This is a genomic window from Streptomyces longwoodensis, from assembly GCF_001514125.1.
Classification (GTDB): domain Bacteria; phylum Actinomycetota; class Actinomycetes; order Streptomycetales; family Streptomycetaceae; genus Streptomyces; species Streptomyces longwoodensis.
On sequence record NZ_KQ948559.1, the window covers coordinates 194,151 to 207,019 of the forward strand.

Here is a 12,869-nt window from a genome sequence, read left to right on the forward strand (position 1 = left end):
CACAGACTCATGGCGAACTACACCGCCGCCGACGTCAAGAAGCTCCGCGAGCTCACCGGCGCCGGCATGATGGACTGCAAGAAGGCGCTGGACGAGGCCGAGGGCAACGTCGAGAAGGCCGTCGAGGCGCTCCGCATCAAGGGCCAGAAGGGCGTCGCCAAGCGCGAGGGCCGCTCCGCCGAGAACGGCGCCGTGGTCTCGATCATCGCCGACGACAACTCCTCCGGCGTCATCGTCGAGCTGAAGTGCGAGACGGACTTCGTCGCCAAGGGTGACAAGTTCCAGGCCGTGGCGAACACCATCGCCGAGCACGTCGCCAAGACGTCCCCGGCCGACCTCGAGGCGCTGCTCGCCTCCGAGATCGAGCCCGGCAAGACCGTCCAGGCGTACGTGGACGAGGCCAACGCCAACCTCGGCGAGAAGATCGTCCTGGACCGCTTCGCGCAGTTCGCCGACGGCTACGTCACCGCCTACATGCACCGCACCATGCCCGACCTGCCCCCGCAGATCGGTGTCCTGGTCGAGCTGGACAAGCCGAACGCCGAGATCGCCAAGGGCGTCGCACAGCACATCGCCGCGTTCGCCCCGAAGTACCTGGCGAAGGAGGACGTGCCGGCCGACGTCGTCGAGTCGGAGCGTCGCATCGCCGAGGAGACCACCCGCGCCGAGGGCAAGCCCGAGGCCGCGATCGCCAAGATCGTCGAGGGTCGCCTCAACGGCTTCTTCAAGGACGCGACGCTGCTCGGTCAGCCGTACGCGCTCGACAACAAGAAGTCCGTCCAGAAGGTCCTGGACGAGGCCGGTGTCACCCTGAAGCGCTTCGCGCGCATCAAGGTCGGCATCTGAGTCCGTACCGCGACCGACGCCCGGCCCCGATAGGGTCGGCACCAGCCGGCCCTGTCGCCGGCGGATGCCATCACCCGGGCGTGTGACGGACGACAGCAGATCTGACGAGGAGGCCATTGCCGCGCATGGGTTGCGACCGACACCCGACCGGCAATGGCCTTCCTCGTATGTGCACCACGTGAAAGAGGCGGGATCTCCCATGACCACCAAGGCCCAGAAGAGCGACGACGGCAAAGTACACGGCCGGTTCCTGCTGAAGCTGTCCGGAGAGGCGTTCTCCGGTGGTGGGGGCCTCGGCGTCGACCCCGACGTGGTGCACAAGATCGCCCGGGAGATCGCGGCCGTGGTGCGCGACGGCGCGGAGATCGCGGTCGTCATCGGCGGCGGCAACTTCTTCCGCGGCGCCGAACTCCAGCAGCGCGGCATGGACCGCGCCCGTTCGGACTACATGGGCATGCTCGGCACGGTCATGAACTGCCTCGCCCTCCAGGACTTCCTGGAGAAGGAGGGCATCGACAGCCGCGTGCAGACCGCCATCACCATGGGCCAGGTCGCCGAGCCGTACATCCCGCTGCGCGCCGTGCGCCACCTGGAGAAGGGCCGCGTGGTCATCTTCGGCGCCGGTATGGGCATGCCGTACTTCTCCACCGACACCACCGCCGCCCAGCGCGCCCTGGAGATCGACGCCGAGGCGCTGCTCATGGGCAAGAACGGCGTCGACGGGGTCTACGACTCCGACCCGAAGACCAACCCGGACGCCGTGAAGTTCGACGCCCTCGGCTACGGCGAGGTCATCACCCGCGACCTGAAGGTCGCCGACGCCACCGCCATCACGCTGTGCCGCGACAACAAGCTGCCGATCCTCGTCTTCGAGCTCCTGGCCGAGGGCAATATCGCCCGCGCCGTCAAGGGTGAGAAGATCGGCACGCTGGTGGGCGAGCAGACCAGCCAGGGCTGATCACCCCGGCCGGGGGATGGACAATGTCCCACCGGTCGGGAAACGTGCAGAAGAAGACGCGACGCAGCCGGCCGCCGCCCCCGCAAGGAACCGCAGCCGGGCCTACTCAAGACACGCAGGAGCAAGTGGTGATCGAAGAGACCCTCCTCGAGGCCGAGGAGAAGATGGAGAAGGCCGTCGTGGTCGCCAAGGAGGACTTCGCCGCGATCCGCACCGGCCGTGCGCACCCGGCGATGTTCAACAAGATCGTGGCCGACTACTACGGTGCGCCGACGCCGATCAACCAGCTGGCTTCGTTCTCCGTGCCGGAGCCGCGCATGGCGGTCGTGACGCCGTTCGACAAGAGCGCGCTGCGCAACATCGAGCAGGCCATCCGCGACTCCGACCTGGGCGTCAACCCGAGCAACGACGGCAACATCATCCGGGTGGTGTTCCCCGAGCTCACCGAGGAGCGCCGCCGCGAGTACATCAAGGTCGCCAAGGGCAAGGGCGAGGACGCCAAGGTGTCCATCCGCTCCGTCCGCCGCAAGGCCAAGGACGCGATCGACAAGCTGATCAAGGACGGCGAGGTCGGCGAGGACGAGGGCCGCCGTGCGGAGAAGGAACTCGACGACACCACGGCGAAGTACGTCACGCAGGTGGACGAGCTCCTCAAGCACAAGGAAGCCGAGTTGCTCGAGGTCTGATGAACGACTCTTCCTGGGGGGCGCCGCCGCAGGCCGGGCAGGCCGGGTACTGGGGGCCCACCGAGCGTGGACCGGTCCAGGGGGCTGCCCCGGCGGGTCCCGCGTACGATGCGCCCGAGGCGCAGCAGACTCGCCCCATGCCCATCGTGCCCGACGGACCCGCGTACGGCGGAGACCAGGATGACGACCGGGGGGCCGCTCGGACGGGCGGCCCCTTGTTCCGGGACGAGGACCACGGCGCGTTCCCGGGCGGGGACGGTTCCGGGTTCCCGTCCGGGGATCACGGCCGGTTCCCGGACGAGCGGTACGGCGGCCGGTCCGGGTCCTCGTCGGCCCAGCCGCACGCGACGCCGCAGCACGACTCGTCGTACGTGCCGCAGAATCCGGAGCCCATGCCCGAGGTCCAGCCGCAGCCGGCGCCCGCGCCCGCCCCGCAGAAGAAGAGCGCGGGCCGGGACCTGGGCGCGGCCATAGGAGTCGGCGTCGGCCTCGGCGTGGTGATCGTCGCGTCGCTGTTCGTCGTCAAGGCCGTCTTCGTGGGCGTCGTCGCGGTCGCCGTGGTCGTCGGCCTGTGGGAGCTGACCAGCAGGCTGCAGGAGCGCAAGCAGATCAAGGCGCCGCTGGTGCCGCTCGCGGTGGGCGGCGCGGCGATGGTCGTCGCCGGCTACGTCCGCGGGGCGGAGGGCGCCTGGGTCGCGATGGCGCTGACCGCGCTGGCGGTGCTGGTCTGGCGGATGACGGAGCCGCCCGAGGGCTACCTCAAGGACGTCACGGCGGGCGTCTTCGCCGCGTTCTACGTGCCGTTCCTGGCGACCTTCGTCGCGTTGATGCTGACCGCCGACGACGGGCCGTGGCGGGTGCTGACGTTCCTGCTGCTCACGGTCGTCAGCGATACCGGGGCGTACGCCGTCGGGTGGCGCTTCGGCACCCACAAGCTCGCCCCGCGGATCAGCCCCGGCAAGACCCGCGAGGGCCTGCTCGGCGCCGTGTCCTTCGCGATGGTCGCGGGCGCGCTGTGCCTGCAGTTCCTGATCGACGACGGCACCTGGTGGCAGGGCCTGCTGCTCGGGCTCGCGGTCGCGGCCAGCGCCACGCTGGGCGACCTCGGCGAGTCCATGATCAAGCGGGACCTGGGCATCAAGGACATGGGCACGCTGCTGCCGGGTCACGGCGGCATCATGGACCGCCTGGACTCGCTGCTGCCGACGGCTCCGGTGGTGTGGCTGCTGCTGGTGCTCTTCGTCGGCTCCGGCTGACCGGCCGCACACCGCACGACGGGCCCTCGTCCTCCTCGGACGGGGGCCCGTCGCCGTCGCCCGGGATGACGGCCCGGGGCCCCGGTGGGACGATTCCGCTGTAGGCCCGTACAGGGGACCGCCCGGGAAGGGGGCGCCATGTCCGGCTTCCGCGAAGAGATCGACCTCGACTGCCGCCCGGCGGACGTGTGGGCGTACGTCATCGACCCGCGCCACCTGCCGGAGTGGCAGGCCAGCGCCGTGGCCGCGCGGCAGCTCGACGACGGCCCGTTCGGCCTGGGCTCCCGGGTGCGCGTCACCCGGCACGTCGGCACCCGGCAGGTACTGACGACGATGGAGTGCACCCAGTACGAGCCGTTCCGCGAGTGGACGGTGCGGGGGGTGGACGGCCCGGTCAGGGGCCGCTTCCACGGCGAGATCACCCCGCTGGACGAGGGCCGCCGCACCCGGCTGACGATGACCCTCGACTTCGAGGGCCACGGCCTCGGCAAGGTCCTCGTCCCCTTGGTGGTGCGCCCTCAGGTGCGCAAGGAGTTCCGGCGCAACGAGGGGTTGCTGCGGGAACGGCTGGAGCACGGGGCGGCGTAGTCCGGGACCGGGCCGACCGCCGCCACCGTGTACGTCACCACTACGTCACCACGACGTCACCACCCCAGGACCTCGGCGAGGTAGGAGCGGGCCATCTTCGCGTACGCCAGCGGGCAGGCCTTCGACGGGTCCTGTTCCGCCTCGACGACCAGCCATCCCTCGTAGCCGGCGTTCCCCAGCGTCGCGAGGACGGGCTGGAAGTCGATCACGCCGTCCGGGTCTCCGGGCACGGTGAAGACGCCCTGCTGGATCCCCTCCTGGAAGGACAGGCGGTCGCTCCTCACCTTGTCGGCCACGGGCTGGCGGACGTTCTTGAGGTGCACGTGCTTGATCCGCTCCTGGTGCCGTTCCGCCGTCTCGAGCGGGTCGTCGCCGGCGAACCGCAGGTGCCCGGTGTCCAGCAGCAGATGGACGTGATCCGGGTCGGTGCCGGCCAACAACCGGTCGATGTCCTCGGCCGTCTGCACGCCGGTGCCCATGTGGTGGTGGTAGCAGAGCCGCATCCCGTGGTCCGCGGCGAGCCGGCCGATGGTGTCGAGCCCGCTGGTGAGAAGGGACCACTCCTCGTCCGTGAACTCGGGGCGGTGATCGAAGACCGGGATGGGCTGCAGGTGCGACGACAGCCCGAACTCCGCGACGACGATGTCCTGGCCGCCCACCGCCTCGAGGAACGCCAGCTGCCTCCTGAAGTTCTCGACGGTCCGGTCCAGCTCGCCGATGGTGAAGTATGTGCTCACCCACGGCTCGGACACCTTCAGGCCGCGCAGGTCGAGCGCTTCCTTGAGTTCCGCGGGGTCGGCCGGGAACTTGTGGCCGATGCTGCAGCCCTGGAACCCCGCGAGCGCCATCTCGCTCACGCACTGCTCGAACGGGATCCCGATGTCGAGCAGCGGGAAGTCGTCGTTCCACCACAGGGTCGGCGTCACCCCCAGGGACACCTTGTTGCTACCCAGGTTCGGGACGGCGCCGGTCATCGCACTTCCTCCTCGTGGTGGTCCTCGAACGCGGGCGGTGTGGCCCACGAGCCGTAGCCCGGTGCCTTAGCGCCGGACGGGTGGGCGCCGATCGCCCGCCACAACAGCCCCTCGGTGTAGGCGTCGGGGGAGACGACGAACGGGGGCGAGGACCCGTCCTCCCCGTCCCGGCCGCCTTCCGGGACGGCGGGCTTCGCCCCGCTGCGGCCGGGTGCCGTCCAAGCCGCCACGTCCAGGCGCCCCGCCTGTTCCGGGCGGTACCAGACACCGACGTACCAGAGCTTGATGATGCTCTTCACCACGGGATCGGCATGGACGGCCGAGGGATCGGCAGCCATCGCCGCCCGGACCGCCTCCGGCCCGACCTGTTCCAGGGCCGTCCTGTGGTACGCCTCGGCCTGACCGGTTCCCCACAGGTCGAACTCGCTGAACCCGGTCACCGCGGCCGAGAACCTCACGAAGTCGCGCAGCTCGGTGTCCGCGCTCGTTTCCTGCGTCATGCTCCCGCCTCCTTCCGACGGTCTCAGATCTCGAATGTCGGGCCGGCGTTCGACCCGGGATGCCCGGTGAGCGGGTTGCGGATGAGCAGGTTCATGCGGTCGCGCATGCGGAACATCTCCCAGACCGCTTTCAGCAGGAGGTCGGGCTGACCGTTGTAGGCCAGGTTGATGCTGGTCAGGAAGGTGGCGTAGAACTGGTTGAACTCCCTGGCCGCCGCCAGGACCTCCGGGTCCTGCTCGAGGTCCGCCAGCTTGACGTCCGGCTTCACCGGGTGGACGGCACTCCAGTCGACGCTCAGCTCCGGGCCGGAAGGCTCGCCCGGGTCGTCGCCCTTCTGGTAGTACCGCCCCTTCTCCAGCTGCTCGAACCGGTAGAAGTGGGCGAGTTCGTCCTGGCTGTCGTAGATGCCGCCGTACAGCCCCTCGCCCTGCTCCGCGACGAGGGTGAGCGCCGCGACGGCGCTGTCCCGGCCGGTCACCTCGATCACGTCGCCGCCGCCGGAGTAGAAGTACTCCGGGGTCACCTGGCGGGCGGGATCGCCGGTGAAGATCGTCTTGCCTGCCTTGCGGGCTTGGTCCTCCAGGTGGTTGATGCCCCGGATGATCTCCTCGTAGAACTCACCGATGCTCAGGAAGCGCTGGGTGGGCTCTCCGGGGACGAGGCCGAGGACCGTCCCGGACTCCTCGAGTGCCGCCAGTTCCTCCGGTGGCGGTGCCGCGCCGTCGGACGTGACGCCCAGGGCCGCCCAGTCCACCGGGACGAACCTGTCGTCCTCGGTGGCCGCCTGCGCGGGCTTCTCGATCTTCAGGAAGGTGTCGAGGGCCTCGGGTGAGAACGGCCGGAGGTGCACGTCGAAGTAGTCGGGACCGCACGGCAGGCGCGTCGGGTAGTTCGGCACGAAGTCCGCCCTGGTGAGGTCCGGCGTCCCGCCCACGGCGTTCAGGACGTTCGCGACCAGGGTCAGGTGCAGCATCTCCTCGACGGCCACCACCCTGATGACGTGCCAGGCGTCCGAGTTCTTGCCCGGCTGTAAGGAGTAGAGCGCGGTGAGGTAGGGCGGGAGCGTCGCGTGCTCCAACTGGAGGCCCTTGTAGAGGTATTCGTGGAGCTCCTCGATGGTCTGGATCCGGCAGTCCTGAGCGGGCTCGGATGCTGAAGAAACGGACATGTTTCCCCAATCGTGGGCGGTGCGTGGTGCGCGGTTGCGCAGGGGGGCGGGCGGTGACCGATCGGCGGTGGGTGGCGGCGCGCGGCGGCGCGCGTCATGGACGGTGTCGCTGTCGCCCCGCCGAACCGGGGGCCGTCTAGCCGCGGACGGTGATCGGCGCCTTCGCGGCGCGCAGGTACCTGGAGATGTGGCCCGCGCTGCGGAAGGCGAGCGCCGCCATGGTCAGGCTGATGTTGGACGTCCCGATCGAGGGCAGGCTGCCGGGCCCGACGAGGTAGAGGTTGTCGTGGTCCCACGAGTGCTGGGTGTGGTCGACCACCGACTTCGCCGGGTCGGTCCCCATGATGTGGGTGCCCGCGAGGTGGTTGCCGCCGACGATGTTGTACCAGTGGCCGTCGTGCTCGACGGCGCTCGGGCGGTCCCGGTGGTACACGGTCCGGTCCTCGGCGCCGAGCCTCTCGAAGATGTCGGACGCGAGCTTGCGGGCGAAGGCCGCGCCCCGCATGGTGTAGGGCGGGATCTTGAAGGACACGACCGGCTTCAGGTTGCCGAGGGCGTCCTTGTACCGCTCGTTCACGGTGACCTTGTTGCTCCTCTCGGGCAGCAGGTCGATCATGAAGGCCAGCAGCAGCTGCCGGGAGATCTGGTTCCCGAGGGTCCTGCGCAGCTCCGGCCCGCGCAGCCCCCGCTGGTCGACGAGTTCGACCAGGTCCGTGTAGGGCGAGCCGGTCGCCCACCCCCACCCGTCGTTGTGGATGTCCACGCCGAACCCGGCCTGGGTCCCGCGGAAGCGCCCGCCGCGCAGGTCGGTGATGCCGCTCGTGCAGGACGTGCCGCGCATCGTGCCGGCCGGCTTGGGCAACAGGCCCCAGGACAGCAGGTACGCGTGGTCCATCAGGTTGCAGCCGATCAGCTCGCTGCGGCTCATGCGCTGCATGTCGGAGGCCAGCATGAGCCGGGCGTTCTCGATGGCGTGCGCGCAGAGGACGTAGACGGTGCCCTTCACCGTGTACGTCTCGTACCGGTCGGAGTCGAGCGCGTCGTAGTGCTTGACGGTGATCCCGGTCACCCGCCGGTCGTGCTCGTCGATCTCGACCTTGGACGCGACGGCCTGCGTGACGATCTTGACGTTGCCCTTGCGGAGCGCCTTGGTCAGCGTCTTCCCCGCGTGGTACTTGGCCTGCACGGGGCAGATCGGGACGCAGTTGGTGTTGCCCTGGCAGCGCTCGCCCTCCTCCACCTGGCTCGTGCTCACCGCGCCGACCGGGACGAAGCCCTTGCCGCCGTCGTACGCCGGGTTCGGCACGCCGTTGCGGGCCTGCGGGAAGGTCCGCACCCGGAGCGTGTAGTCGTCGTCCGCCAGGCTGACCCGCATGCCGTCGACACCCCGGGCGACGGTCTGGTCGAGGTACGACGGCGGCATGCGGTGCATCGGGAACACGTATCCCTCGGGGAAGTGCATCCCGAGGTAGCTCTGCTCCTCGACCTCGGCGGACACGCCCAGTTCGGCCTCGGCCTGCCGGTAGTAGGGCTCCAGGTCGTCGTAGCTGAGTGGCCAGTTGAGGCCCTGGCCGTACTTGGTGCGCAGGTCGAAGTCCTCGGGCAGCATGCGCAGCGCCTTGCCCTCCCAGTGCATGGAGGTGCCGCCGAGGACCCGGGTGAAGGTGGTGTCCGTGCAGTACTCGTCCTCCTGCACGAGGTAGAAGGCGTCCCGGGGGGTGTCGGGACGCACCGGCATGGTGTCGGTGCTCCTGGGCATCCGGGCGTTCGGGTTGAACGGGTACGGCGACTGGTTGTCCTTGACGGCCGCGCCGTAGAACCGCGACAGGTACGACTCGTACTCGGCGAGGTCGAGGTCCTTGCCGGGGCCGGCTTCGAGGATCAGCACCCGGTGGCCCGCCTGGCCCAGTTGCTCGGCGATGATGGAACCCGCCATGCCGCCACCGACGACGACGGCGTCCCACTCGCCCTGTGCGGCCTCCGCGGCGCTGGTCTCCGTGGCGGCACCGGCCGGGAAGATCACCGGGTCCGTGTGGTCGTAAGACGTCATTGCTCCTCCTTCTCGGGACATGGGCACCCACCGGTGCCCTGACTGTGGCCGTACGGACCGGCCTGCCTGCGGTCGGCTCAGCGGAGGAGGGCGATGCGGATGGCTCGTTCGACGTGGGCGGCGGTGTTGGCGTGGCCCTCGGCGTTGGGGTGGACCAGGGTGACGCGCTTGTCGAGGGGAGCGCAGTTCAGCAGCGTTCCGGGGAGCCTGGCGGGCCAGTACTCGGCGGCGTCGCCGCAGATGCCCTCGACCCACTTGGTGCCGGCGGGCTGACAGGCGTCGTGGCCCACGCTGGACGAGTAGACGTCGACGTAGCGGTCGCCGAAGAACGACGTGACGCGCTGGATGGTGGCGTTCAGCGACTTGAGGACGTGGTCGCGGAGCCAGTCGACGTCGGCGTGCTTGATCGCGCCGAGCTCGGTGAGGGAGAGCCGGTTGCACTCACTGCCCTCGTCCGGCAGGACGGCCGGGTAGCCGACGGTGATCACCTGGGCGTTCGGTGCGGCCTCGTGGACCTTGGCCAGCATCTGGACGTACTCGTCCTGGACCCGGGCGAGCTTGTCCTGGATGTTCTCCTCCCCCTCGGGGGGACTGGTGTAGTACTCGCGGCAGGACTTTCCGAGGGTCCCGCCCAGTTCGAGGCACTTGAGGAGCATGCCGCCGAAGGGCAGGCTGTTGCCGCCGACGCCGATGGTGACGACGTCCGTCCCGTCGTTGAGCCCGGCCCGCACGATCTGCGGGTCCACGGCCGGCCAGCCGTCGGCGGGTGGCTGGACCGGGCTGATCGGAGTCTGCCGGGTGTCGGCGATCTCGGTGATGGTGGCGTTGCCGCAGCTGACGTTGGTCAGGTGGACGGGCCGGCCCGGCGGGAACTCGTCGAGCTCCCGCTCGACCAAGCCCGGGTAGGCGTCGCTGGTGCGGTCGCAGCCGTCCCGCGACGCACTGCCGAGCGGGGGCAGCGGCTCCCCGACGAAACCGCCGGCGGTGTACGAGTCACCCAGCGCGGCCCACTCGTACTGATCGGCGGCGGAGGCGGCGCCCTGGGGCGCCAGCGCGGACACCGCCAGAGTCACCCCCACGGCCAGTGCTCCCCTGCGCAGACGGGCGCCGGAGCGCCGCACCGCTGCCCCGCCGCGGGGCGGCAGAACCCGTAAGACGAGGGCCGCCAGTCGGCCCCTGGACTTCGCACGCATCGCTGTCCTCCAGTCACTCAGTGCAGTCACTCGACTACGCTCCGAAGCTAACCGAGGGGATGCGGTCGGTAGGTGGGTGGGCCAGGTAAACCACCCGAGGGCCTTGACCTGAAGCCCGACACCGGGGGCGAGTGCGCGGGAGCCGACCTTGGGTGGCGGGGAGAGGTGCCGCCAGCCGTCCAGGGTGACGGCCGCGGGTCACCCCAATGGATCTGCGACACTGGATGCATCATGCCCAAGCCCGGAGAACTCACCTTTGTCGTGCCGCGCGGAGCGAAGTCGCCGCCGCGGCATCTTGCCGATCTTTCGCCCGCCGAGCGGAAGGCTGTCGTGGCCGGGATCGGGGAGAAGCCGTTCCGTGCCAAGCAGCTGTCGCAGCACTACTTCGCGCGGTACGCGCACGAGCCGGAGCAGTGGACCGACATCCCCGCCGGTGCGCGCGAGCCGCTGCGGGAGGCGTTGTTCCCCGAGCTGATGACCGTCGTGCGGCACCTGTCGACGGACCAGGGGACGACCCGCAAGACGCTGTGGCGGCTGTTCGACGGGACGCTCGTGGAGTCCGTGCTGATGCGGTACCCGGACCGGGTCACCATGTGCATCAGCTCGCAGGCCGGCTGCGGCATGAACTGCCCCTTCTGCGCCACCGGACAGGCCGGGCTCGACCGCAACCTGTCGACCGCCGAGATCGTCCACCAGATCGTCGACGGGATGCGGGCCCTGCGGGACGGCGAGGTGCCGGGCGGGCCGGCGCGGCTGTCCAACATCGTGTTCATGGGCATGGGCGAGCCCCTCGCCAACTACAAGCGCGTCGTCGGCGCCATCCGCGCGCTCACCGACCCCACGCCCGACGGGCTCGGCCTGTCGCAGCGCGGGATCACCGTGTCGACCGTCGGGCTCGTGCCGGCCATCCACCGGTTCGCCGACGAGGGCTTCAAGTGCCGGCTCGCGATCTCGCTGCACGCCCCCGACGACGAGCTGCGCGACACCCTCGTTCCCGTGAACACGCGGTGGAAGGTGCGCGAGGTTCTCGACGCCGGGTTCGAGTACGTCGAGAAGAGCGGGCGCCGGCTGTCCATCGAGTACGCGCTGATCCGCGACATCAACGACCAGGCCTGGCGCGGCGACCGGCTCGGGCGGCTGCTCAAGGGCAAGCCCGTGCACGTCAACCTCATCCCGCTGAACCCGACCCCGGGCTCGAAGTGGACCGCCTCCCGGCCCGAGGACGAGAAGGCGTTCGTCGAGGCGATCGCGGCCCACGGCGTGCCCGTCACCGTCCGGGACACCCGTGGTCAGGAGATCGACGGGGCCTGCGGTCAGCTCGCGGCCACCGAGCGGTAAAATCCGGTCATGTCACCGAGGTGACGTCCACATCTTCATATTCCGACAGGGGAGCGCCACAGCGCTGAGAGTGCGGCACCGGGCCGCAGACCCTCTGAACCTCGCCCAGGTCATTCTGGGTAGGAAGTTCGGTCATCACTCGAGCTGTTGTGCCCTGCCCGGGCTGTCCCGGGCGGGGCCGCGTTCTTCCTGGCCCACCCCAGGAGGACATCCAGTGCACACCAAGACCCTCGTGGCGGCGACGGCCGGCCTCGGCCTGCTCGCGACGCTGTCCGCGTGCGGCTCGTCCGAGGCCAAGGACTCGGCCGACAGCAAGACCGTCACCCTCGTCAGCCACGACTCGTGGGCCGTGTCGAAGAAGGTGCTCGCCGACTTCGAGAAGCAGTCCGGCTACCGGGTCAAGGTCCTCAAGGACGGCGACGCCGGGCAGGCCGTCAACAAGGCGGTCCTCACCAAGGACCACCCCCAGGGCGACGTCTTCTTCGGCGTCGACAACACCCTGCTCTCGCGCGCCCTCGACAACGGCCTGTTCCAGCCGTACCGGGCCGCGGGGCTCGACCAGGTCGGCGCCGCCTACCAGCTCGACCGGGCCGAGCACCGCGTCACGCCCGTCGACTACGGCGACATCTGCGTCAACTACGACAAGAAGTACTTCGCCGACCACAAGCTCGCCCCGCCCGCCTCCTTCGACGACCTGGTCAAGCCGGCCTACAAGAACCTCCTGGTCACCGAGAACGCCTCCACCTCCTCGCCCGGCCTCGGCTTCCTGCTCGGCAGCGCCGCGCGGTACGGTGACGCCGGCTGGGAGGGCTACTGGAAGAAGCTGAAGGCTAACGGCGTCAAGGTGGTCGACGGCTGGGAGCAGGCCTACAACGAGGAGTTCTCCGGCTCGGCCGGCGGCAAGAAGGCCGGCGGCGACCGGCCGCTCGTCGTGTCGTACGCCTCCTCGCCGCCCGCCGAGGTGATCTACGCCGACCCCCGGCCCGCCACCGCCCCGACCGGTGTGGCGGCCGGCACCTGCTTCCGCCAGGTCGAGTTCGCGGGCCTGCTCAGCAACGCCGGGAACACCAAGGGCGGCAAGGCGTTCCTCGACTTCCTGGTCTCCAAGGAGTTCCAGGAGGACATGCCGCTGAACATGTTCGTCTACCCGGTCCGGCAGGGTGCCGCGGTCCCCGCCGAGTTCACGCAGTTCGGGCCCGCGGCCAAGGACCCCGAGACCATGGCCCCGGACCGGATCGCCGCCCACCGCGACCAGTGGGTCACGTCGTGGACCTCGATCGTCCTGAAGTGACGGCCGACGCGACGGGCCGC

General features: G+C 70.0%; 12 protein-coding genes. 7 read left to right on the forward strand and 5 right to left on the reverse strand.

Annotated elements, in window-relative coordinates:
- Nucleotides 1–9 precede the first annotated feature (9 nt).
- The 5 genes from tsf to AQJ30_RS26810 all read left to right on the forward strand — a co-directional run bounded on the left by tsf (nucleotide 10) and on the right by AQJ30_RS26810 (nucleotide 4,334).
- Nucleotides 10–846, forward strand: a complete 837-nt coding sequence (tsf, locus tag AQJ30_RS26790; RefSeq protein ID WP_067239093.1) for a translation elongation factor Ts — start codon at nucleotides 10–12, stop codon at nucleotides 844–846.
- A 199-nt stretch (nucleotides 847–1,045) separates the two neighbouring features.
- Nucleotides 1,046–1,804 (forward strand): UMP kinase, encoded by a 759-nt coding sequence (gene pyrH / locus AQJ30_RS26795; RefSeq protein WP_067239096.1) that lies wholly within the window; start codon nucleotides 1,046–1,048, stop codon nucleotides 1,802–1,804.
- Between the two features lie 128 nt (nucleotides 1,805–1,932).
- Nucleotides 1,933–2,490 (forward strand): ribosome recycling factor, encoded by a 558-nt coding sequence (gene frr, locus AQJ30_RS26800; protein WP_067239283.1) that lies wholly within the window; start codon nucleotides 1,933–1,935, stop codon nucleotides 2,488–2,490.
- The gene (locus AQJ30_RS26805; RefSeq protein ID WP_079084322.1) at nucleotides 2,490–3,746 is read left to right on the forward strand and encodes a phosphatidate cytidylyltransferase; all 1,257 of its coding nucleotides are present in this window, start codon (nucleotides 2,490–2,492) and stop codon (nucleotides 3,744–3,746) included. Before frr ends, AQJ30_RS26805 begins: the two co-directional genes overlap by 1 nt.
- A gap of 138 nt (nucleotides 3,747–3,884) precedes the next feature.
- Complete coding sequence (locus AQJ30_RS26810) at nucleotides 3,885–4,334, forward strand: SRPBCC family protein (protein WP_067239098.1); 450 nt, start codon at nucleotides 3,885–3,887, stop codon at nucleotides 4,332–4,334.
- Between the two features lie 56 nt (nucleotides 4,335–4,390).
- Here AQJ30_RS26810 and iolE read toward each other — a convergent pair whose 3' ends face one another.
- From iolE to AQJ30_RS26835, 5 genes are all read right to left on the reverse strand, one after another.
- Complete coding sequence (gene iolE / locus AQJ30_RS26815) at nucleotides 4,391–5,308, reverse strand: myo-inosose-2 dehydratase (RefSeq protein ID WP_067239101.1); 918 nt, start codon at nucleotides 5,306–5,308, stop codon at nucleotides 4,391–4,393.
- Nucleotides 5,305–5,808 (reverse strand): hypothetical protein, encoded by a 504-nt coding sequence (locus AQJ30_RS26820; protein ID WP_067239103.1) that lies wholly within the window; start codon nucleotides 5,806–5,808, stop codon nucleotides 5,305–5,307. Before AQJ30_RS26820 ends, iolE begins: the two co-directional genes overlap by 4 nt.
- 23 nt (nucleotides 5,809–5,831) lie before the next feature.
- Nucleotides 5,832–6,977, reverse strand: coding sequence for a ferritin-like domain-containing protein (locus AQJ30_RS26825; protein WP_067239105.1), 1,146 nt, complete (start codon nucleotides 6,975–6,977; stop codon nucleotides 5,832–5,834).
- A 136-nt stretch (nucleotides 6,978–7,113) separates the two neighbouring features.
- Entirely contained in the window at nucleotides 7,114–9,027 is a 1,914-nt protein-coding gene (locus tag AQJ30_RS26830; RefSeq protein WP_107119712.1) for a GMC family oxidoreductase, read from the reverse strand.
- A 77-nt stretch (nucleotides 9,028–9,104) separates the two neighbouring features.
- Complete coding sequence (locus AQJ30_RS26835) at nucleotides 9,105–10,106, reverse strand: SGNH/GDSL hydrolase family protein (RefSeq protein ID WP_245727136.1); 1,002 nt, start codon at nucleotides 10,104–10,106, stop codon at nucleotides 9,105–9,107.
- 345 nt (nucleotides 10,107–10,451) lie between these two features.
- Here AQJ30_RS26835 and rlmN point away from each other — a divergent pair, with 345 nt between their 5' ends.
- Nucleotides 10,452–11,558, forward strand: coding sequence for a dual-specificity RNA methyltransferase RlmN (gene rlmN, locus AQJ30_RS26840; protein ID WP_067239111.1), 1,107 nt, complete (start codon nucleotides 10,452–10,454; stop codon nucleotides 11,556–11,558).
- A gap of 214 nt (nucleotides 11,559–11,772) precedes the next feature.
- On the forward strand, nucleotides 11,773–12,849 hold the full coding sequence (locus AQJ30_RS26845; protein WP_067239113.1) for a thiamine ABC transporter substrate-binding protein: 1,077 nt from the start codon (nucleotides 11,773–11,775) through the stop codon (nucleotides 12,847–12,849).
- Nucleotides 12,850–12,869: the final 20 nt, after the last annotated feature.